This is a genomic window from Niallia alba (genome assembly GCF_012933555.1).
Lineage (GTDB): Bacteria > Bacillota > Bacilli > Bacillales > Cytobacillaceae > Niallia > Niallia alba.
On the sequence record NZ_JABBPK010000001.1, the window covers coordinates 908,997 to 931,578 of the forward strand.

Consider the following 22,582-nt stretch of genomic DNA (forward strand, 5'->3'; position numbering starts at 1 on the left):
GATGGAACTGTATATCTACAATTCAAACCGAGAGCTTGTGGGCATTGTGGAGTCCTTCGAGTACTTACGCTGGACGAGACGCTATTCCCAGTGTGGCTCATTTGAGTTAAAAGCGATTGCAACTTCGGAAAATACAGAACTATTAAAGGAAGGAAATATCATCTGGAAAAATGATGATGAGGAAGCTGGGATCATCGAACATCTGGAACTTTCTCAAACCGAGCATGAAGTTATTACTGTGAGTGGTCGCTTTGCAACCTCCTTCCTCTCCTACCGCATTGTTTGGCAAACGGAGAAATTGTCTGGTGATATTTCTACTTGTGTAGAGCAACTTTTAAATAATAATCTTATCAATCCTTCTGATACAGCAAGGAAGATTTCGAACATATCCTTTTCTGCTCCAAACTTAAATGTTCCCATCAGCACACAGGTATCGTATCGAAATTTGATGGATGCTGTGACGGAACTATGTGTTGCATCGGATGTTGGCATTAAGACGGTGTTCACTCCTACTACAGGGGTTTTTACCGTAGCGTTATATATGGGAACGGAATCACAAGCTGTATTTTCTAAGGAATATGAAAACCTTACAGAACAGATTTATACAATAAGTGCTGGAGATTATGCCAACACCGCCCTTGTTGGTGGTGAAGGAGAAGGTCCAGACAGAACTTTTGTTGCAATTACAAGTGGCTCTGGTGAGACAAGGCACGAAATTTTTGTGGATGCTAAGGACTTACGGGCAGAAGACTTTGGTTTAGATTACATTGATACACTAATCTTTCGAGGTCAAAGTAAGCTGAGTGAGCAAGCCATACGCTATTCATTTGATACATCGGTCAATCCACACGGTAATTTGTCATATAAGATAGACTTCGATCTTGGGCAGACCGTCAAAGTCATTTCCAAAGCATGGGGTGTATCCATGACGACACGCATCACCGAAGTTGAAGAAACCTATGACGCAGATGGCCAGAGTATCAGTGTAGTATTCGGAAAAGCTGAATTGACAATAGCCCAAAAATTACACTCCGACTTGAGCGAGGTGAAAACAGCAATATCGGCTCCAACTGGCATATCTGAAATTGCACAGGCTTTAGGAGCAGTGGAGGATACGCTAGTAACAGTTGAGGAAACCTTAGGCGACTTGACGGAGGTAGATTCAAAGATTCAAGGAGACAACGTAGCATCTACTATCAACAATCTGTATGGAAAACTACCTGCGCTCGAAATCAATGTTGGCGGAGGAACTATATCGATTGGACAATATGCGTTGTATTATATGAAACCTGGAGATGCCTTTTATTTCACCTCATGGAGTGGCAATAAGTTTAGTGACCAGCCAAGTGACGACGGCCATGTCTTTTTGATAAAACATAGCGGGGACAATACGGGAAATGGATATCAGCGGGCAATGGGTTTCTTTATTTCTCGCAATACGCTGACTTTCTATGTGATTTCTGTTTTCGTATTTAATAACCCTTCTGGACAAGCAAACTGGCTTAATATCAATAATGAACCTGTAACTACTGCAAGAATTGCCAATGGAGCAGTTACAGGTTTAAAAATTGCAGACCGTACAATTACAGCTACTAAAATGGTTTCTTCTTTTAGCGACTATTCAACTACAGAACAAAACACTGGGCGACTATGGATAGATGGTAAGACAATTTATCGCAAGCAAGTGAATCTTGGGACACTTACAAATACGACATCGAAAAGCGTAGCTCACGGCATATCAAACCTCAGCACTATTGTCAGTTTAACAGGCTTTGCGACAAATGGGACCGTATTCTTGCCACTGCCCCTTGCCCGGTACAACAACTTCGCATCGCAAATCGGACTCTTCGCAAATAAGACCGACATTGTAGTCGAACCAGGCAATGATAGAACTGCGTATACAGGCTATGTAGTAATAGAGTATACAAAAACGGAATAGAAGGAGGAGTGATTGATGGAAAAAAGCGGATTTTTCAATTCATCCGATGGTGATAGAGTCTATGATGCAACGGACTTCGCTGCATACTTTGGAAGCCTTGTCTCGAATGGTGTGTTTTATGCGACACCAACAAACTTACTGGTATCTCCTGGGATTGGATTAGCAGTAACCATAGCACCGGGCAGTGCATGGATTAATGGTTATAGATATGAAAATACGGATGTTTTAAATAAACCCCTTGCTACAGCAGATGGGAGCAATCCTCGCATAGACAGGGTTGTGGTTCGTTTAAGTCAAATTACGAGAAGCATTCAGCTCGCCATTGTTACTGGTACTCCAACGGCATCGCCCATAGCTCCGGAATTGACAAGAACAAGCGATGTCTATGAACTAGGTATTGCTGATGTTCTAATACCTTCAGCTGCTACATCGATTTCAGCAAATAACATTATTGATACTCGGTTGAATACTAGTCTTTGCGGGTTGGTAAACTCGCTAGTTTCTGCGGTTTATGAATAGGAGGTGAATATAAGTGGCGGATATTAACGGCATCACTCTGCAGGCGGGTTCCAGCCCGACCGTTTATTACACGATTACTTATACTAAAAGCCGACCTAATAATAGCCAGATGACATACAACTTTACAATATCCGCTGCATTGGGTTCTTCAGGTTCCTTCATCCATAATGGTTATGCATTGCTTTGTACAATGACTGTAAATGGATCTTCTTCGCAGGTGCGAATCAAAGCGGCGGACGGGGATAACTGGGATGGAACTACACCAAGACTCAGGTATGTTTCGGTGACCTGTGCTTCTACTACAGGTAATGCAACCCAGCCAGTCACATTCAAAGTGGTATCTGATGGGCGATTGCCATTATCCTCTGGTGTAATTACCAATTCGAGTTATACGGTATTAAGCTCTCCATTGCTTACTACAGCATGTGGAGCACCGACATCTTGTACGGTTTCCCCGACACTTGCGGAAGGGGATGTGACTCTTTCTTGGAGTGGTGCTTCTGGGGGCATCAATAATACGATTTCTAGTTATGAGATTCAATATAGTGATTCTGCCGATAACATCACATGGGGAGCATGGACTGCTCTGACAACTGTGACCACCACAGCATCAAGTGGCAGTGTATCAGTAGCACCGCCCTCAACGCGAGGTAATTACCGAAGATTTCGTGTACGAACCCGTGGTACAGCAGGAGCTAGTTATTACTCCAGCTGGAAAGTATCCACAAACAGCGTCCGCAGGAATACGGTACCAAAGCCAGCAACGACTGCTGTTGCCTCCCCTGCGGCATATAGTAATGAGACTATCACACTTACTTGGAGCGGAGCGTCTAGCGGTACCAGTCCAATTAAGGGGTATCAAATTGCCAGTCGCACATCCACGGATAACAGCACATGGAGTGCGTGGAATGTGTTGACCATGTTGACATTGGCAGCAAGCGGTGGTAGTTATAATCCAATTGTATCGAGGACCCCAGGAACATATACACAATTTGGTATTTGGACAATTGACACATTTGATGTTTACTCAATAGAGAAAATCAGTAATAGCATTTATTGCAACATCACTGCCTGTGCAGCACCGACTGCCTGCACGGTAAGTGCAACATTATCTGAAGGAAACGTTACTCTTTCGTGGAGTGGAGCAGCTGGTGGCGCAGGTAATCCCATCACTTCCTACGAAATACAATATAGTGATTCGCCAGATAATAGCAATTGGGGTGCTTGGTTGGCATTGGCGATAGTCAATACTTCTGCAACAAGCAGTATTTTAAATGTCAGTCCACCTGCTACACGTGGTCATTATCGTCGGTTCCGAATAAGAACCCGTGGTACAGCTGGAGAGGATTTTTACTCAGGCTGGACTATTACCAGTAATACTGTTCGTAAAAACATACTACCAATACCGCCGACTTCTTTTACCGCAAACCCTCCTATCTATGAAGTAAATACAATAAACCTTTCGTGGAGTGGAACGGTACCTGGAACCAGCTCCATCAAGCAATATGTTATTCAACAGGCCACTTCGATAGATGGACTAAATTGGTCTGCTTATGAAGCACTGACGACAGTTATTTCCAATGCGACTTCAGGCACTCTTCAGGTAAATGCCTCACAGGTTGCCGGTAGATATACTCGTTATCGAATCAGCGTCACAGATGCACTTGATGCAGTGTCTGCCTATGTTGTTAGTAACGCGGTAAAGAAAAACAGCCCGCCTATAGCACCGATAGTGGACTGTCCAATGTCTGGCAATTTTACTTATAATGCTACACCACGTTTTATGATCACAACAGGAATTGAACCGGATGGACAAACACAAATAGTGGAGGTAAGGATTGACTCTGGTTCATGGCAAAACAGCGTAGACAATCCTGAGCGGTTTTCTGTAAGCGGCTATCTTGGTAATGGGGTCAAGACAATTTACCAAGCTGAACCGCTTTCTGCAGGTAATCATACGGTTACCTTCCGTTGTCTTGACAGTGATATCGAATCAGCAAGTATAGAAGTTGTTCGTACTTTTACGATATTGGCATTACCTTTTGAAATCATTACTCCAAATGTGACGCATGTAAAGGCAGCGCATATTCAGACGATTCGAACTGCTGTAAATAGGGTGCGTAGCTATTACAATCTATCCCCTATGACTTGGAAAGAGGAGATCATTGCAGGAAAGACCACTATTAAGAATTGGCCATTTCATATCGTTGAAATACGCAAGGCTATTGATTCGATTATTTTAATGGTTAATAGCTTTGATTCTTCCCAGGCATTCGATATACCACCTGTCACATGGCTACCTATCGGTACAGGACGACCAAAAGCGGATGTGATGCAACAAATACATGATCTTATTCAAATAATGTAAAGGTAACATTCAGCGCTCTTGTCATTTGCAGGGGCGCTTTTCTATATGGAAACACACGAAATGGAGGTGTCTATTAATGAAAGAGATTTGGAATTGGATACAGCTGGCTATTGCCGCTGTAGGTGGATTTCTTGGATGGTTTCTCGGAGGTTATGATGGATTTCTTTATGCGTTGGTTGCCTTTGTTGTCATAGATTATGTGACGGGAGTGCTTTGTGCCATTGTGAATAAAAAGCTGTGCAGTGAAATTGGTGCTAAGGGAATTTTCAAAAAGGTGTTTATCTTTGCAATGGTAGGTATTGCTCATATTATCGATACACAAATTTTAGGTAGCATTGGAGACAATAGTGGAGCCTTACGCACAGCAGTAATCTTTTTCTACCTGAGTAATGAAGGAGTATCCATTTTGGAGAATGCCGGACATATTGGACTACCCATCCCAGAGAAACTAAAATCAGTTCTACAGCAGTTACATGGACGTGATGAAGAACCCCGTAAGCCAGGTGATGAAGTATGATTGACATAACGAAAGCAGTAACGGTGTCCATCGGTCGTCGAGGTGAGCATCACTATCGAAATATTGAATTTGATGTATCTAGCTTATTGGAAGAAAAATACCCCAGTGCCTCGTTAAATGCAATTTACAAAAGACCGGATGGTAATGCTTATCCAGTGATCACGAGCTATGCTGACGGAGTTCTTACATGGTCGCCTAGCGCAACGGATACATCTATTGTCGGTGTCGGTCGTCTAGAAATAAGGGTCACTTATGGAGAGGTGGTCGGAAAAAGCATTCAGATACTAACCATTGTTGAGGATGCTCTTGTTGACGGAATTGCCGAGCCGCCCGAACCTCCTGCACAGGAATGGCTTAATCAGGTTCTTTCTGCATTAGCTGAACTAGATATTAATGAAACATATAATCTATTAAACCTTATCTACAGCCTTTTAAATAATAACTATGATTTGCTAAACACCACACATGGCAGATTAAATGATACCTATGGTTTAGTCAATGATAACTATGCAATTTTAAATACAACACACAGTCTGTTAAATGATAACTATAATTTGCTAAATACCACACATGGTCTAATCGAGGATATGAGAGATACTCTATACACTCGGACTGGTATTATCCTTAATCATTTGCATCCGATAGAAACTGCTACTGCACCGGATATGGTAAGCCGGAGAGCATCCATCACATTTACGAGCATAAATAGCGGCAATAACGTAGTACTTGGCACGGTAACCTATACATTTGTTACATCCTTGGGCAGTCCGACAACAAACAATGTGCAGGTGTTAATCCAAGGCACTCTCCGCAATACTGTCAAGAAACTTGCCGAAGCCATAAGGGGTATTCAAGATGTAGCGAACATTGCATATGGGTCAGGAACATCACCAAACCCAGCAAGCACAGCCTATTGGACGAGTCGAGTTTTCTCCATTGGTGATGCTACTATTCCTTCTGGTGAGAGTCTATTCATATTGGAAAGAGCGGAAAATGCTACGACACCATTGCCCCTTACCTCTACCGCAACATCTACTATCAACGCATTTACTAGGGCAAGCTATTTGAGATATGTTTTGAGCGGTAATGCTACAGGCGGGGGCGGTATTAACAGCGTTCGAGGACCTTTGTACACATTATTGCCAATTGGTAGCGTGGTTATAGGCGGGCAGGGTGGATTGCTTTATCCAACAGCTTATGATTGTCATTTAGTTACCCTTTGCCGCCAATCGGATACAAGTGAAAAAGAACTAGACTTATATATATCAAATGATGAAGTGAACTTTACCAGAATCTCACGTAGCACACCTATAGGTGCTGATAGTTCAAACGCTGGGTTGCATATTCATATTCAAATGCGTCAAAGCCGGGTGCCTTCTGGTTATGGATTGTATATCAGTATGGGAAGTGATGGAACATCGGCGAATGCTTTTTGTGATTTGAAGTTTACCTATCATCTATACCCTGTGGCTCTTGCATCTGACACAAATTCTTGATTAGTGAGGTGACCGTAATGAATCTGCATAAGTTAATACTTACAAATAATGCCTGTTTCAAAGCAGGAAAAACAATATTGCCGAAGGGCATCATGGTTCACTCAACTGGAGCTAACAACCCGTGGCTCAAACGATATGTTGGCCCTGACGATGGCTTGCTAGGAAAGAATCAATATAACAACCATTGGAATCAAGACAAACCTGGAGGCCGTCAAGTATGTGTCCATGCCTTTATTGGTAAATTAGCAGATGGTTCCATTGCAACCTATCAAACATTGCCTTGGAATCACCGAGGTTGGCATGCTGGAGGAACTGCAAACAATTCTCATATTGGATTTGAAATTTGCGAGGACGGTTTGACCGATGCCTCGTATTTTTCTGCTGTTTACAAGGAAGCTGTGGAGCTTTGTGTACATCTTTGCAAACTCTATGGGTTTAGTGAAAAAGATATCATCTGTCATAGCGAAGGTTATAAACGAGGCATTGCCAGTAATCATGCAGATGTGATGCATTGGTTTCCTAAGCATGGGAAGAGTATGGACACCTTTCGAGCGGATGTAAAGAAACTATTAAATGCTGAAAATAAAACAGTTGAGCTGGTGAATAAGAAATATTACCGTGTGCAAATTGGTGCTTATTCTGACAAAGCAAATGCTGAGGCACAGCTTGCTAAAGCTAAAAAGGCAGGCTTTACGGATGCATTTATTAAGTATGATTAACAAATGGGGCGAGTTAAAAATTATCGAGATTCCTGAATAAAATATTAAACTGTTAGATTATCTAGCCTGTAGGGGTTCTTCCCTTGCAGGCTCTTTTTTTATGCTCTGATTCAAATTAAATTTTACAAATCCTCAACTTCGACCTGTTCCCACGGCTATTAGGTAGGAGGTGATTCTTAGTGAATCAGCACGAGGATAAAAAAGTTACTAAGATCTCGGATGAGGTTGTAGACAAAAGCACCACTGTACTTAAGAGAGTATCACAGGAACAGTTACAACGTGAGTTTGATTATATCCAAGCAGAGAAATTACTTAGAAAGATGCTCCAAAAAGGTTTAATAACGGAAGCAGAATTCAACAAGATAGACGCACTTAATCGCCAAACTTTCTCTCCTTTTTTAGCAGAGATAATGCCCTAAATTCGTTGATATATAAGGATTTCAGAGGTAATATGTGACCTACCAAGAAGGAGGTGAGGCGATGAAAAAGATAACGAAAATAGAAGGAAATAAGGTTGCATCGATTATCAAACCCAAACTACGAGTAGCCGCATACTGTCGTGTCTCTACGGGTAGTGATGAACAGTTAGTAAGTCTACAAGCACAAAAATCCCATTATGAGACTTATATAAAGGCAAACCCAGAATGGGAGTATGTTGGCTTGTATTATGATGAGGGAATTAGTGGCACCAAAAAAGAAAACCGAACGGAACTTCTCAGGATGCTGTCAGATTGTGAAAACAAGAAGATCGACTTAATTATTACAAAGTCCATTAGTAGGTTTGCAAGAAACACTACGGATTGTTTAGAGATGGTTCGTAAGCTGTTGGACCTGGGTATTTACATCTATTTCGAGAAAGAGAATATCAATACCCAGTCAATGGAAAGTGAGTTGATGCTTTCTATATTAAGCGGGCTTGCAGAAAGTGAGTCAATCTCCATTTCGGAAAATAACAAGTGGGCAATTCAAAGGAGATTTCAGAACGGAACTTTTAAGATTTCTTACCCACCATATGGCTATGACAACATTGATGGTCAAATGGTGGTAAACCCTGAGCAAGCAGAAATTGTGAAGTATATTTTCGCAGAAGTATTATCAGGCAAGGGTACACAGAAAATAGCAGATGATCTTAATCAAAAGGGTATCCCCTCCAAAAGAGGTGGTCGTTGGACTGCTACAACAATTCGAGGAATTCTAAAAAATGAGAAATATACCGGGGATGTTATACTGCAAAAAACCTATACAGATTCCCGTTTTAATAAGCGCACCAATTATGGTGAGAAAAACAGATATTTAATAGAAAATCACCATGAGGCAATTATCAGCCATGAAGTGTTTGAAGCAGTAGAGGTTGCCTTAAATCAAAGGGCAAAAGAAAAGGGAATAGAAAAGCGTAATGATAAGTACCAAAACCGGTATTCTTTCTCCGGAAAAATTATTTGCTCGGAATGTGGTAGCACCTTTAAAAGACGAATTCATTCATCCGGCACAAGAAAATATGTAGCCTGGTGTTGTAGTAAACACTTAAAGCAGATAAAAGAATGTTCCATGCAGTTTATTCGAGATGAGGATATAAAGACGGCCTTTGTTACTATGATTAACAAGCTGATTTTCGGTAGAAAACTTATTCTACAACCACTATTAGATGCTTTGCGTGGAATGAGCAACTCAGATAACCTTTCAAGAATTCAGGAATTAGAGAAGCAAATTGAAAAAAATGCAGAACAGAGAGAACTGCTTGTAAAGCTTATGGCAAAGGGTTATCTAGAACCTGCCCTTTTTAACAGAGAAAACAATGAACTGCAAATGGAAGCAGATAATTATATGGGGCAAAAAGAAGCTTTAATTCATGCTTTAAATGGAGAATTATCAAAGGTGCAGGAAGTCAGTAACTTAATAAAGTTTACAAATAAGGCTGAAATGATAAACACTTTTAACGAGCAAATTTTCAATGATCATATTGAAAAAATTATCGTTTTCTCAAGGATAGAGATAGGTTTTGTTCTGAAATGTGGAATCACACTAAGGGAAAGGATGTGAGAGAAGTGGCGCATACGCCTTATGGCTATAGGATAGAGAATGGAATAGCAGTTATCGATGAAGAAAAAGCTGAAAAGGTTAGGAATTTGTATAAGGGTTACTTATCAGGCCTTTCCTTATCGGTCGCGGCAAAGTCTGCTGGAATAGATGCTTATCATGGAACTGCTGGAAGGATGCTAAGAAATGAACGTTATCTTGGTGATGATTATTACCCTGCCATCATTGATAAAGAGACCTACGAAAGAGCAGAAGCAGAGAGGGTAAAGAGAGCAAAAAAGCTAGGCAGAATCTTTGAACCAAAGAAAGAAGATAAACCTACTATTTATAAGAAGTTTTCCATAGGACAAGTAATTCAGAAGTATACAAATCCTTTTACACAAGCGGAATATGTATACAGCTTAATAGAAAGTGAGGTGCAGCAAGATGGCAGTTAATAAAAATGTAATGATTATACCTGCAATAAAACGTGTGGGCAACAACCGAAAAGAAGATGAAACACCAAAACTTCGGGTCGCTGCTTATTGCCGAGTTTCTACAGATAGTGATGAGCAGGCTAGTAGTTACGAAGTGCAGATTGAACACTATACAGAGTTTATTAAGAAGAATTCAGAGTGGGAATTTGCAGGGATCTTTGCTGATGATGGTATCAGCGGCACAAATACAAAAAATCGCGACGAATTTAATCGAATGATTGATGAGTGCATGGCTGGGAAAATTGATATGGTTATTACCAAATCAATAAGCCGATTTGCTAGAAATACCTTGGACTGTCTACAATACATCAGAAAACTTAAAGATAAAAATGTTGCGGTATATTTTGAGAAAGAAAATATCAATACACTGGATGCCAAAGGTGAAATTATGCTTACCATTATGGCATCCTTAGCGCAACAAGAGAGCCAGTCATTAAGCCAGAATGTAAAGCTTGGCTATCAATACCGATACCAACAGGGAGAGGTAATGGTCAATTGTTCTAGGTTTTTAGGATATACCAAAGATGAAAATAAGCGATTAGTAATTGTACCGGAGGAAGCTGAAATAGTCAAAAGGATTTACCGAGAGTATCTTGAAGGCTCAAGTATGGATAAAATCAAAAAAGGACTTGAAGCTGATGGCATACTTACGGGAGCGGGGAAAAAAAGGTGGCATACCAGTACTATAAGGAAAATATTAAGCAATGAAAAATACATTGGTGATGCATTGCTCCAAAAAACTTATACGGTAGATTTTCTTACAAAAAAGAGGGTTGTGAATAACGGAATCGTACCTCAGTATTATGTAGAGAATAACCATGAAGCCATTATCCCGCGTGAAATTTTCATGCAGGTACAAGAAGAGTTAGTTCGTAGAAGTAGAGGACATATAAGTACTAGTGGAAAGAAAAGAAACTTTAGTTCAAATCATGTATTTTCGCAAATTATCTTCTGTGGTGAGTGTGGCGAAATATACCGTAGAGTTCATTGGAATAACCGAGGTAAAAAATCAATTGTTTGGAGATGCGTCAGTAGACTTGAGAATACAGGGTTAACTTGTCATTCCCGAACCGTGCTGGAGGATATGATAGGCCTTGCTACGGTGGATGTGATTAATAAACTAATAGGGCAAAAGGATGGCTTTTTAACTATCTTAAAGGAAAATATAGAAACAGTGATAAGTGAAACGGACAATAATATTGTTGCCGAGATAGATAAAAAGCTAGAGGAATTACAAAAAGATCTTTTGAGACTGGCTAATTCCAAAGAAGATTATAACGATATAGCCGATGAGATTTACAGGCTCAGAGAGGAAAGGCATAAGGCTTTAGCAGAAGAAGCTGGCAAAAAAGGCTCCAAGCAAAGGCTAGAAGATATGGAAAAATTCCTTAATGAACAATCCACCTTCCTTGAGGAGTATGATGAGCAACTAGTAAGGAGACTTATAGAGAAAATAACGGTCTATGATGATAAACTAACTATTGAATTTAAATCTGGTGTAGAAGTAGATGTATAAACATAACCTACATGAATGACCACCATTCAGGAGATATATTTATTCTCTTGATTGGTGGTTTTCTTCTTATTGACTAGAATTGGTAAAAGGCATATAATCTTATTAACAATGTTGTTAATATTGTTATTGATAAGGAGATGACAACATGGGTGATGTTAATGAGTTACTAGAACAGGCTATTAAGGAAACTGAAAACTTGAATGAAGGTGAAGTCTTTCTTGTCAAAGATCTGTTCAAGGGTTATGTATGGAATAGAATACCCAGAAAGGATCGACTTCTGCTTGGGACTTTATTTTTAAACTACGTAAATAAAATGGAAGGTAATATAAAGGCTATTGAAAAGACGTCATCTAACCAGCAGAGGTATCAGAAGGTTTGAGGATATAGCAAAACTATTATGAAGGGCAATAAAAAACTATAAATTATATTAGGGTGTATGGGGTGGATGCTTTGCTTAATTTAAGGCAATTAGTAGATGACTTTTTCTTGTTTGTTCAGTCTAAGAGTATTGAAATTTATAATGAGTTTAGCCTCCAGCATGAGCTGGGGATATTCCTACGTGAAAAGCTTCCGGACTATCGTATTCAATTTGAAAGAAATGTATCATACTTCACACCAGACAATAAAACTATAAAAAAAGAAATAGATATTACTATTTTTAATGAAGATAAATCAGAGAAGTATGCAATTGAACTTAAGTGCCCATTAAATGGTCAGTATCCAGAACAGATGTATTCGTTCGTGAAGGATATTAAATTTATGGAGGAGCTTAAGAACCGAGGATTTACTAAAACAGCTGCTGTTGCTCTTGTTTCAGATAGACCTTTCTATGAAGGGCGCAACAATGAAGGTATATATAAGTTTTTTAGAGAAGAATATTCTGTTTACGGTTGTATTTTTAAGCCAACAGGTGTAGGAAAAAATAAAGATAGCATTGCATTAACAAGCAGATATGATTTTATCTGGCAGGACTTAAGTGACGGTCGTAAATATTACGTAATAGAGATTTGAAAGTTAGGGGGGGGGGTACCAATTGCAGATCCAAAAGGTAAGAATTGTATCCAATAATATATGCTATGGTCCAGAGCCACTTCCTAATGATGAAGTGGAACAGCATTTGACTATATCTGCTAGTGGCAGAGTATGGTTTACAGGATATAAGTATGCTAATGGTTTTGGTAAATTTGAGATTTCTAGAAGACATCAGTTTAATATTGGGAAACTCGTAGTAAAGGAAATATTGGAGTTATTCTCCCAGTATCTAGATAGCGATCAATTGACTTGCTATGCTACCGATATAGGAACTTGGGAAATGAAAATTACAGATACCAAAGGTGAAGTACATACTTTCAAAGGTTCACTTTGCGGTGGAGTGACTGTTGCAGATATTGATATAACTTTTTATTTGCGCCAACAAATACCAGTTTCTAACTTGTTCGTTTTTGAGGATAGTTTCATGGAGTCAGATGAAAAGTGAATTATTATTAAGTAAGGGGTGAAGTTTTGTTCTTACCGAAATTAAAATTAAAAGATAGTGAACCATGCCCATGTGGTAGCAATATGAGGTTTCAAGAATGTTGTAAGGGGAAAGAACCGCAAATAATAAAACCTTCTAAAAAGCCCGTAGAAGTTCAGATAATGGAAAAAATGAGAGCTTCTATGAAGAAGTTTTGTATGCATCCAGATCAAGAAAAATGCAAAGGACCAATCAAAGGAGCACATGCATTACAGAACAACAAGATTATTTCTTTATGGGGTAGCGTCAGGAAAATGCGGATTTACAACGCTAAGATCACTCCCAAGATTAATAACCCGATTTTAACAACGATACGTGGAGGATTGGTATTTATTTTATCTGACATTGGATGAACTTGTTCCACGTTGATAGGGCTTGCTTTTCACCTCGTTATTCACAATTGACTGGATTTCATTCTATAACTAAGGATTCAATAAATATCTCGATTGCTTTTGTATAAAATTCAACTCTTGGAGTTATAAGTGAAAAATTTCGTGAGATTGGAAACCCATTTATATCAAGTAACTTCACTTTACCAAGTTCTAGTTCGTTTTTTATTGACGCGTGTGAGAGTATAGAAATTCCTAGACCAGCTTCAATAGATTCCTTAATAACTTGCGTACTCCCAAATGTCATATACTTCTTCGGAGAAAACCCCAATTGTTTAAATCCCTTTTCTTGCATTTCTCTCGTTCCAGAACCTTCTTCACGAACTAACCAAGTCTCTAGGTTTAATAACAAGGGGTCTATTTCCTTTTGTTCTGCTAAATGGTGATTTGAAGGGACTGTAATTGATAACTCGTCAAGAGAAAATGGTATAACCTTTATATTTTCATTATTAGCCTCTCCTTCGATTATCCCAACATCTACCTCGTGTTTCTTTATTAAATCTATAATTTCATTAGAATTTTTTATAGTAATGATTGGATTTAATAATGGATAGGATTTAAGCAAACTGGCAATTTTATGAGGAAGAATGTATTCTCCGAAAGTATAACTTGCACCAATAGAAAGAGGACCACTTGCAGTATGTTTTAAATCATCAATGAGTCTTTCCATTCGAGTATAGAGACCTAAGATGTCCTTGGCGTGATGAAATACTATTTCTCCAGCCTTGCTAAGTCGAACATATTTGTTTGTCCTCTCTAACAATTTTATCCCCATGTTTTTTTCTAACGTTTGTATATAATTGCTGACTGCTGGTTGTGTCATATGGAGAAGTTCAGCTGCTCGAGTAAAGTTCTTTTGTTCTGCAACTGTAGTAAATACAAGTAAAGATTGATCCATTATGAGTCTTCCTCCTTAGAATAAAATGGGGTCTAAGAAACTTCAATGATAAGTAATTTTATATTACAGCTATAATTATAATCTATTTTACTTATTATCAAAACAAATATACTCTTAATACAAGGAAGCAAATATAGGAGTTGATAAAATGAATACATCATTAGCAAAACATAAAAAATCATCCTCGAGAGGACTTTGGTTCGGTGGTGTTGGATTTACCTTTATTATTGCATTAGTTGGTTTTGGATTATCACAAATACCCGGGTTAGATCATGTTGGTCAGCTCGCCTGTGCAATCATCATTGCAGTAGTTTATCGACAAATTTGGGGATATCCTGAGAAATTCCGTACTGGAATCCAATTCTCTGCCAAAAGGTTGTTAAGGCTTGCTATTATCCTTTTTGGGTTAAAACTAAACATTGATGTTGTTTTTCATCAAGGGTTAGGTTTGCTTGCAAGAGATGTTGGAACCGTCGTTTTTTCAATCCTTCTTACAATGTTGCTTGCAAAACTATTCAAAGCGAATTCTTCCTTATCCTTGTTATTAGGAATTGGAACAGGGGTGTGTGGCGCTGCTGCAATTGCAGCCGTTTCACCCATTTTGAAAGCAAAGGATGAAGATACTGCTATTGGGGCAGGTATAATTGCTTTAGTTGGTACCATTTTCGCCATAACATACACTATCTTACGTCCGTTTCTCCCTTTGACAGACCTTCAATACGGTGTTTGGTCAGGTGTAGGTCTACACGAAATTGCTCATGTTGCCTTAGCAGGAGCGCCTGCTGGTCCAGATGCACTTGCTATTGCTTTGTTAGCGAAACTAGGTCGTGTTTTCTTACTCGTTCCACTTAGTTTTATTCTTATGTACTGGATGAAACGAAAAAATAAAGTTGAATCAGATTCTGATGCTAAAATTGAATTTCCATGGTTTCTCATAGGTTTTATTATCATGAGCTTATTTGGAAGTTATGTCCTTGGTCATTTGATTACCGTCCCAACTAGTGTCATGAATAGCATCTCTTTCTTCACTTCCTTTATCCTAACTATGGCTATGATTGGATTAGGTTTAAATGTTAGTCTAAAAGACCTTAGAACGAAAGCGTTAAGACCACTTCTAGCAATGGCTATTACATCTGTTTTGTTATCTGTTATCACATACTTCACAATGTAATTAATTGTAAATCAGGAGGTTTCTTAAATGAATAAAATATTATTTGCTACTGATGGTTCGGCTTATTCTGAACATGCCGCAAGAATGACAGGGGAGTTCTTGGAAGCTTGGCCAAATGCAACAGGTGTTGTGCTTTACGTCACGGTTAAAGAAAATTACGCCTATGATTTTGCACCTGAAGCAGTGGATCGATACGAAAAAGAACTTAGTAAACATATTGAAAAGAAAATTATGGAAGGAGTCCTTCAACCTTGGAAGGATCGTCTTGAATATAATCATCAAATAGGTCACCCAAGTCAAACCATTTGTCATGTTGCCCAAACAGAGGAAGTAGATCTTATTATATTGGGTAGTCATGGAAGAGGTGTTTTTGATCGAGTATTGGTGGGCAGTGTTGCTCAAGGGGTGTTACACCGGTCCGAAATTCCTGTCTTGATTGTTAAGAAGTAATTCTTCAAATTAAGGGCTTACCATAAGGTAAAGCCCTTAATACTCCTATAATCCTTTAATTCTTTAATCCTTTTCATGTTTCAGATAATTTTCTATATAAAGAAGCTCTAGATACATTTGTAATTTCACAAATTTGATTTACAGTCATTCCTCCTTCTTTATATAGTTTAACTGCATAATTCATACCTGCGTGATTTTTATGATATTTCTTTAATCGACCTTTAAACTTTCCTTCTTTCTTTGCTAGCTCAATCCCTTCACGCTGACGCATACGAATAAGATCTCGCTCTAATTGGTTAACGCCAGCCATTACCGTAATTAAGAATTGGCTGTATGGATTATCTTCTGATAAATCTAACCATGTATCCTTGAGTGATTTTAAGTTTGCCATTTTACTGCGTATTAAATCAATCATTTCAAATAAATTCTGCGTACTTCGAGTGATCCGAGTTAAGTCTGTAACATAAATAATGTCACCTTCCTGTAAATCCTCTAACATTTTTTGAAGTTGCTCACGATCCTTTGTTGCTCCAGAAACTTTTTCTTCAAAAATGATATCCATTCCGATTTCGTTCAATTGCTGAAATTGCCTTGAAGGATTCTGGCTAGTTGAACTGACACGTATATAACCGATTTTTCGCATCATACCACCTCGTTTTTGATACAAGTCTTATGAGACACTCCCTACTATGATTTTATCTGTCTACTACACTTGTATCAATAGAGTACACTCTATTGATATATAATTGAACTAATAAATTGAAAAATACAGAAATGGGATGATACTGAATGAAAATTGCGAGAGGTAGAGAATTGCTTACACCGGAACAGAGACAGTCTTTTATGCAAATCCCTGAAGATGAATGGATATTGGGGACCTACTTCACTTTTTCCAAACGTGATTTAGAAATAGTTAATAAGCGAAGGAGAGAAGAAAACCGTTTAGGGTTTGCCGTTCAATTAGCCGTTCTTCGATATCCCGGTTGGCCATACACTCATATCAAAAGCATCCCAGATTCAGTCCTACTTTATATATCGAAACAAATCGGTGCCACTCCATCTTCGCTTAGTCTTTATCCTCAAAGAGAAAATACACTTTGGGATCATTTGAAAGAAATTCGAAGTGAATATGACTTTGTAACTTTTGCTTTAAAAGAATATCGATTGACATTTAAGCACCTTCATCAATTAGCTTTGGAAAATGGTGATGCTATTCATCTATTACATGAATGCTTAAATTTTCTAAGAAAAAACAAAATCATTCTACCTGCTTTCACTACACTTGAAAGAATGGTGTGGGAGGCAAGGGCAATGGCTGAAAAAAAGCTATTTAATACGGTGAGTCAATCTCTTACAAATGAGCAAAAGGAAAAGCTTGAAGAAATCATTACGTCGCAGCAATCATCCGAATCCAATAAAACGATATTAGGTTGGTTAAAGGAACCGCCGGGACACCCTTCTCCCGAAACCTTTCTAAAAGTAATAGAACGACTCGAATACATACGAGGAATGAAATTAGAATCGGTAAATATTAGCCATTTGCATCGCAATCGTCTATTACAGCTATCTCGCTTAGGTTCAAGATATGAGCCTTATGCATTCCGTGACTTTCAAGAAAATAAACTATTCGATATTAACAGTCTATTTATTACAACTTACTCAGGAGTTAACAGATAAAGCTTTTGATATTCATGACAGACAAATACTTAGTCTGCTATCAAAAGGTCGTAAGGCTCAAGAGGAAATTCAGAAACAAAACGGTAAAAAACTGAATGAGAAAGTTATACACTTTACGAGCATCGGACAAGCCTTAATCAAAGCTAAAGAGGAAAAATTAGACGTTTTTGAGGTACTAGAATCCGTTATTGAATGGAATTCTTTTGTCTCTTCGGTAGAAGAAGCTCAGGAGCTTGCACGTCCTTCTGACTATGATTATTTAGACTTATTGCAAAAACGATTTTATTCACTTAGAAAATATACGCCAACACTATTAAGGGTATTGGAATTTCATTCCACAAAGGCAAATGAGCCACTTTTACAAGCTGTAGAGATTATCCGAGGAATGAACGAATCGAGAAAGCGAAAAGTACCTGATGACTCACCTGTGGATTTTATTTCAAAACGTTGGAAAAAGCATTTATATGAGGATGATGGAACAACAATCAATCGTCATTACTATGAGATGGCTGTTTTAACAGAACTTCGGGAGCATGTTCGTGCAGGAGATGTTTCCATTATTGGTAGCAGACAATATAAAGATTTTGAGGAATATTTGTTTTCAGAAGATACTTGGAATCAAACGAAAGAGAATACAAGGTTATCAGTTAGTTTATCATTCGATGATTATGTAATGGAGAGAGCCAACAGCCTTAATAAACGGTTAAAGTGGTTAGCTGCCAATTCCAACAAGTTAGATGGAGTTTCTCTTGAAAAAGGAAAGCTATCGATTGCACGCTTAGAAAAAGATGTTCCAGAAGAAGCAAAGAAATTTAGTGCAAGCCTGTATCAGATGCTACCAAGAATAAAATTAACCGATCTAATGATGGATGTTGCCCATATAACAGGATTTCATGAGCAATTTACACATGCTTCTAACAATCGAAAACCAGATAAAGAAGAAACAATCATTATAATGGCTGCTCTTTTAGGTATGGGAATGAATATTGGATTGAGTAAGATGGCTGAAGCCACACCGGGACTTACATATAAGCAACTAGCCAATGTGTCTCAATGGCGCATGTATGAAGACGCAATGAATAAAGCCCAAGCTGTATTAGTAAATTTTCATCACAAGCTACAATTGTCTTTTTATTGGGGAGACGGCACAACGTCCTCGTCAGATGGGATGAGAATGCAGCTAGGGGTTTCATCACTACATGCAGATGCAAATCCCCATTATGGAACTGGTAAAGGAGCCACTATTTATCGATTTACGAGTGATCAATTTTCTTCTTACTACACAAAGATTATTCATACTAACTCAAGGGATGCAATTCATGTTTTGGATGGTTTATTGCATCACGAGACAGATCTAAACATAGAAGAGCATTATACAGATACGGCAGGTTACACAGACCAAATCTTCGGATTGACTCATTTATTAGGATTTAAATTTGCTCCAAGAATAAGAGATTTATCGGACTCAAAATTATTTACAATAGGTAAAGCAAGTGAGTATCCAAATCTAGAAGCTATTTTACGTGGACAAATAAATACAAAGGTCATTAAAGAGAACTATGAGGACGTTTTGCGATTAGCCCATTCAATAAGAGAAGGAACGGTCTCAGCATCCCTTATTATGGGGAAATTAGGTTCATATTCAAGACAAAATAGCTTAGCTACAGCCTTACGTGAAATGGGACGTTTAGAAAAAACAATCTTTATTCTGAATTACATTTCAGATGAATCTATAAGGAGAAAAATACAAAGAGGATTGAATAAAGGAGAAGCCATGAATGGACTGGCAAGAGCTATTTTCTTCGGAAAACAAGGAGAGCTTAGGGAACGAACCATACAGCATCAGCTTCAAAGGGCTAGCGCTTTAAACATAATTATCAATGCTATTAGTATCTGGAATACCCTACATCTAACAAAGGCAGTTGAATATCAAAAACGGACTGGTAGTTTTAACGAAGACTTATTGCACCATATGTCACCTTTAGGCTGGGAACATATCAATCTACTTGGAGAATACCACTTTAATTTGGAGAAATTGGTCTCGTTAGATTCTTTAAGACCGTTGAGACTTTCTTAACGTTGTTAAAAACAGGGGAATCGTCTTGCAAATGGGCTTAACGTTGTAAATCCGCATTTTCCTGACGGTACCCCTTTATTAGCTGGTTCGGAACGTCATGTATATATGTTAAACACAAAAAAACAACCTCTCCTCATTCCTTTAAATAATGGTGAAGTAGTCCCTATAGTGGAACTGAGTAGAGTAAGCGCTAATGATGCAACTACAGAAACTTGTTTTTGTGATTATCATGATAATATAGCCTTTGCTGTTATAGAAAAAGATGCTCCGGATTTTGATGAAACAAGTGAAGAAATGAAATTTGTATATGCTTATAAAGCTTTTATTTTTGAATATTACAAGCAGAGAATAGCATTTGATATATTTCAAAGTAACTTTAGAGACAATCCAATAGCATTTCAATCTCCAGAAATGATTGGTATGTATAGAATGTTGCAGCTTAAGATGCAGGAATTTGAACCTGTAAAACAACATTTTGATTCACAAATAATCGGAAATACATTTGAAGGAGTTGCAACTTGTGCAATTAGGATTCCAGAACAAATAAAGTTTGCGGGTTATGCGTATATTGCTCCTGACTTCGATATAAATGGTAAAAGAATTAAACATACAAAAAAAGGAATTATGCATAGAATTGCAATTACTATTTTCCCAGAAATAACACAATCGTGGTTACTATTAAGTTGTCTAGAATCGGAGAAACATATTTATGAAAAATTATTTAACCAGCTTGAAACTGTTTCAATAGATAAACTTAAATTTTACTTAAATATGGTTTTACCACTATATTCTGAGAATATGGTGCTTAGTCCTTTGTTGTGGAGAGCCTGGGATGAAGAAACACAGATGGCTTATACGTATTATGCTAATCTTCATGGTCCAGAAGCAATACGAATGGGGATGTGTATCGGATTTGGATTGAAGAATGCTGCAAGAGACAAATCAGGCAAAGCATACGAACAAGCACCAAAAATCAATTTGTTTTGTAATTAGTCGAAATGTTCCCGCCTACCGATAGTGCAAAAAGTGCCTTTGACTTGTTTCCGACTACCGACAATGTAAAAGACATCAATCCACCCCGCTCGTTGCATGTGGAAGTGATAGTGAAACTTGTTTTAAAAGATACAGTCCATTAAACTGTACCTAATTTATAGGATGAGAGGGGGAAAGATTGTAGTGAATTTTAATCTTTCCTTCCTCAAATACTTCTATCTTGTTAATCAGCCTTTGTAGAACTTGCTTTAGTACGTTTTCATCTTCAATATCTAGATTTGAAAAGCGTTCTACCTCTTTTTTGAAGGCTTGTAGTTGTTCACTGTTATCTTTCTTAGTCGCTAAAGCAGATTGTAAGTCTACTTTCTTATTAGCTAACTCTTGAAGTTGAATGGAAATACGTTCACTTTGTTGTTTAAACATTTCCGTTGTCATTGCCCCATCAGCATGTAGTGTAAGTAAACTACCAACCTGATTGTTTAACTTATCAATGTTCCTGTCAATTTGTTTTAGTTCCTTTGTTAGAGAGGATTGTAAAGAACTAACTTTCTTCTCAGCAATACCGTAAAGTTTTTCAACTTTCACGGTATCTTTTATCAGGGCTTTAATGTCAGCTTTAACTGAATTAAGTAACAAACTCTCTTCTACAATATGCGAGGAACAATAGGAACTTGTATGCTTTACATATCCCCCACATACATAAGCCCCATTTCGTCTATCAGGTTTAAAGTGCATACCACTCTTACAATCAGCACATTGTGCAATATGAGCAAATAGGCTTTCTTTTCCATTACTCTTATGTTTTCCCTTATTTTTCATTAGTTTTTGAACAGCTAGAAATACCTCTTCTGAAATAAGGGCAGTATGAGCATTCTCAATTATTACTTGATTTTCAGGCTTTACCTGTTTTCTCTTCTTGTAAAGTTCAGACTTTGCGAGGGTATTAAGTGTTTCTTCCTTACAATGAACTAACTTCCCAATGTAAGCCTGATTGTTAAGCATACCCTTTATGGTGTTTTGGTGCCATTTATTCCCCATTTTAGGTGCAGGAATGCCTTTCCCCATAAGGTAATTAGAAATCCTAAACATTCCCCAACCTTCGTAAAGGTAAAGTCTGAAAATCTCTTTAACAATGGCAGCCGTTTCTTCGTTCACGTCTAGCTTTTTAGTTATAGGGTTAATGGAATAACCATAAGGTGCATGAGACGCTTTATATTCCCCTTGATTTGCCTTTTCCCTTAAAGCTAGTTTTATTCGCTCAGACATCTTACTACTCTCTTCTTCTGCAAGAATAGCTTTTAAATTGAACATAAACCTACTTTTACTGGAGGCCGTATCATAATCATCTTCAGGAAGTATTAAACGAATGCCTTCTTGCTCTAAGTCATCTGCTAAAGATAAACTTTTGCTTAGGTTTCTCCCTAATCTTGATACAGACTTTGCAATAACTACATCAAACTTTTTTGCTTTAGCGTCAACTAGTAAACGATTAATTTCCAAGCGATTTTTAAAGCCTGTTCCGCTTATACCGTTATCAATGTAGCGCCCAACTATGGTAAAACCATGCTCTTTAGCCATCCTTTCAGCTAAGGAGACTTGATTTTCAAGACTATTCTTCTGTTCTTCTCTTTTCGTACTTACACGAGCATAAATTACACATTTCATTATTTAGCCACTCCTTTCGTTTCAGGAGTGACATTAGTTCTATCACTATCGTAGGAAGCATTTGACACTTTGTCAATTACATAGTCTAAAAACGATAATAAAACATTTTCAATTGTTTCAGTTCCCTTAAATTCTCTTTCAATTAACATAAATGTTCTC

21 protein-coding genes and 1 pseudogene are annotated in these 22,582 nt (G+C 38.1%); 18 read left to right on the top strand and 4 right to left on the bottom strand.

Translation table 11 applies throughout. The features are described from left to right. Position 1: 1 nt before the first annotated feature. From HHU08_RS04575 to HHU08_RS04640, 14 genes are all read left to right on the top strand, one after another. Entirely contained in the window at positions 2-1,939 is a 1,938-nt protein-coding gene (locus tag HHU08_RS04575; protein ID WP_169187904.1) for a siphovirus ReqiPepy6 Gp37-like family protein, read from the top strand. A gap of 15 nt (positions 1,940-1,954) precedes the next feature. Beyond that, entirely contained in the window at positions 1,955-2,458 is a 504-nt protein-coding gene (locus tag HHU08_RS04580) for a hypothetical protein (protein WP_144515325.1), read from the top strand. A gap of 13 nt (positions 2,459-2,471) precedes the next feature. Further along, entirely contained in the window at positions 2,472-4,826 is a 2,355-nt protein-coding gene (locus HHU08_RS04585) for a phage tail protein (RefSeq protein WP_169187905.1), read from the top strand. 76 nt (positions 4,827-4,902) lie between these two features. After that, positions 4,903-5,343, top strand: a complete 441-nt coding sequence (locus HHU08_RS04590) for a phage holin family protein (protein WP_035197478.1) — start codon at positions 4,903-4,905, stop codon at positions 5,341-5,343. Then, a complete protein-coding gene (locus tag HHU08_RS04595; RefSeq protein ID WP_021623096.1) occupies positions 5,340-6,839 on the top strand; it encodes a hypothetical protein in 1,500 nt (499 codons plus the stop codon). The genes HHU08_RS04590 and HHU08_RS04595 overlap by 4 nt, the downstream gene beginning before the upstream one ends. A gap of 77 nt (positions 6,840-6,916) precedes the next feature. Continuing rightward, entirely contained in the window at positions 6,917-7,558 is a 642-nt protein-coding gene (locus HHU08_RS04600) for an N-acetylmuramoyl-L-alanine amidase (protein WP_456238313.1), read from the top strand. A gap of 179 nt (positions 7,559-7,737) precedes the next feature. Then, positions 7,738-7,977 (top strand): SHOCT domain-containing protein, encoded by a 240-nt coding sequence (locus HHU08_RS04605; RefSeq protein ID WP_205835865.1) that lies wholly within the window; start codon positions 7,738-7,740, stop codon positions 7,975-7,977. Positions 7,978-8,038: 61 nt separating this feature from the next. Further along, the gene (locus tag HHU08_RS04610) at positions 8,039-9,598 is read left to right on the top strand and encodes a recombinase family protein (RefSeq protein ID WP_169187907.1); all 1,560 of its coding nucleotides are present in this window, start codon (positions 8,039-8,041) and stop codon (positions 9,596-9,598) included. Positions 9,599-9,603: 5 nt separating this feature from the next. Continuing rightward, positions 9,604-10,032, top strand: a complete 429-nt coding sequence (locus HHU08_RS04615) for a recombinase family protein (RefSeq protein ID WP_456238314.1) — start codon at positions 9,604-9,606, stop codon at positions 10,030-10,032. Continuing rightward, a complete protein-coding gene (locus HHU08_RS04620) occupies positions 10,022-11,587 on the top strand; it encodes a recombinase family protein (RefSeq protein ID WP_169187909.1) in 1,566 nt (521 codons plus the stop codon). The genes HHU08_RS04615 and HHU08_RS04620 overlap by 11 nt, the downstream gene beginning before the upstream one ends. Positions 11,588-11,732: 145 nt before the next feature. Continuing rightward, a complete protein-coding gene (locus tag HHU08_RS04625) occupies positions 11,733-11,966 on the top strand; it encodes a single-stranded DNA-binding protein (protein WP_036175045.1) in 234 nt (77 codons plus the stop codon). 62 nt (positions 11,967-12,028) lie between these two features. Further along, positions 12,029-12,598: a hypothetical protein gene (locus tag HHU08_RS04630; RefSeq protein WP_169187910.1), complete on the top strand. Its 570-nt coding sequence runs from the start codon at positions 12,029-12,031 to the stop codon at positions 12,596-12,598. Positions 12,599-12,620: 22 nt separating this feature from the next. Continuing rightward, positions 12,621-13,064: a hypothetical protein gene (locus HHU08_RS04635; RefSeq protein WP_169187911.1), complete on the top strand. Its 444-nt coding sequence runs from the start codon at positions 12,621-12,623 to the stop codon at positions 13,062-13,064. A 26-nt stretch (positions 13,065-13,090) separates the two neighbouring features. Further along, positions 13,091-13,456: an SEC-C metal-binding domain-containing protein gene (locus tag HHU08_RS04640; RefSeq protein ID WP_169187912.1), complete on the top strand. Its 366-nt coding sequence runs from the start codon at positions 13,091-13,093 to the stop codon at positions 13,454-13,456. Positions 13,457-13,514: 58 nt separating this feature from the next. Here HHU08_RS04640 and HHU08_RS04645 read toward each other — a convergent pair whose 3' ends face one another. Beyond that, entirely contained in the window at positions 13,515-14,390 is an 876-nt protein-coding gene (locus tag HHU08_RS04645) for a LysR family transcriptional regulator (protein ID WP_107935737.1), read from the bottom strand. Between the two features lie 148 nt (positions 14,391-14,538). On the opposite strand from HHU08_RS04645, the gene HHU08_RS04650 reads away from it, so the two are divergent. After that, positions 14,539-15,561 (top strand): YeiH family protein, encoded by a 1,023-nt coding sequence (locus HHU08_RS04650; protein WP_169187913.1) that lies wholly within the window; start codon positions 14,539-14,541, stop codon positions 15,559-15,561. Positions 15,562-15,588: 27 nt separating this feature from the next. Then, positions 15,589-16,011: a universal stress protein gene (locus HHU08_RS04655; protein WP_169187914.1), complete on the top strand. Its 423-nt coding sequence runs from the start codon at positions 15,589-15,591 to the stop codon at positions 16,009-16,011. Between the two features lie 73 nt (positions 16,012-16,084). Here the strand turns inward: HHU08_RS04655 and HHU08_RS04660 are convergent, their stop codons facing one another. After that, positions 16,085-16,654: a recombinase family protein gene (locus tag HHU08_RS04660; protein WP_017815735.1), complete on the bottom strand. Its 570-nt coding sequence runs from the start codon at positions 16,652-16,654 to the stop codon at positions 16,085-16,087. 146 nt (positions 16,655-16,800) lie between these two features. On the opposite strand from HHU08_RS04660, the pseudogene HHU08_RS04665 reads away from it, so the two are divergent. Both HHU08_RS04665 and HHU08_RS04670 read left to right on the top strand, forming a co-directional pair. Next, a pseudogene (locus HHU08_RS04665) lies at positions 16,801-19,765 on the top strand (Tn3 family transposase). Positions 19,766-19,870: 105 nt separating this feature from the next. Continuing rightward, entirely contained in the window at positions 19,871-20,758 is an 888-nt protein-coding gene (locus HHU08_RS04670) for a zinc chelation protein SecC (protein ID WP_169187915.1), read from the top strand. 150 nt (positions 20,759-20,908) lie between these two features. Here HHU08_RS04670 and HHU08_RS04675 read toward each other — a convergent pair whose 3' ends face one another. Together HHU08_RS04675 and HHU08_RS04680 are read right to left on the bottom strand one after the other, a co-directional pair. Next, positions 20,909-22,423 carry a recombinase family protein gene (locus tag HHU08_RS04675; protein WP_035197465.1) on the bottom strand — a complete coding sequence of 505 codons (1,515 nt, stop codon included), beginning with the start codon at positions 22,421-22,423 and terminating at the stop codon, positions 20,909-20,911. After that, the gene (locus HHU08_RS04680; RefSeq protein WP_161773200.1) at positions 22,423-22,572 is read right to left on the bottom strand and encodes a hypothetical protein; all 150 of its coding nucleotides are present in this window, start codon (positions 22,570-22,572) and stop codon (positions 22,423-22,425) included. Before HHU08_RS04680 ends, HHU08_RS04675 begins: the two co-directional genes overlap by 1 nt. Positions 22,573-22,582 lie beyond the last annotated feature (10 nt).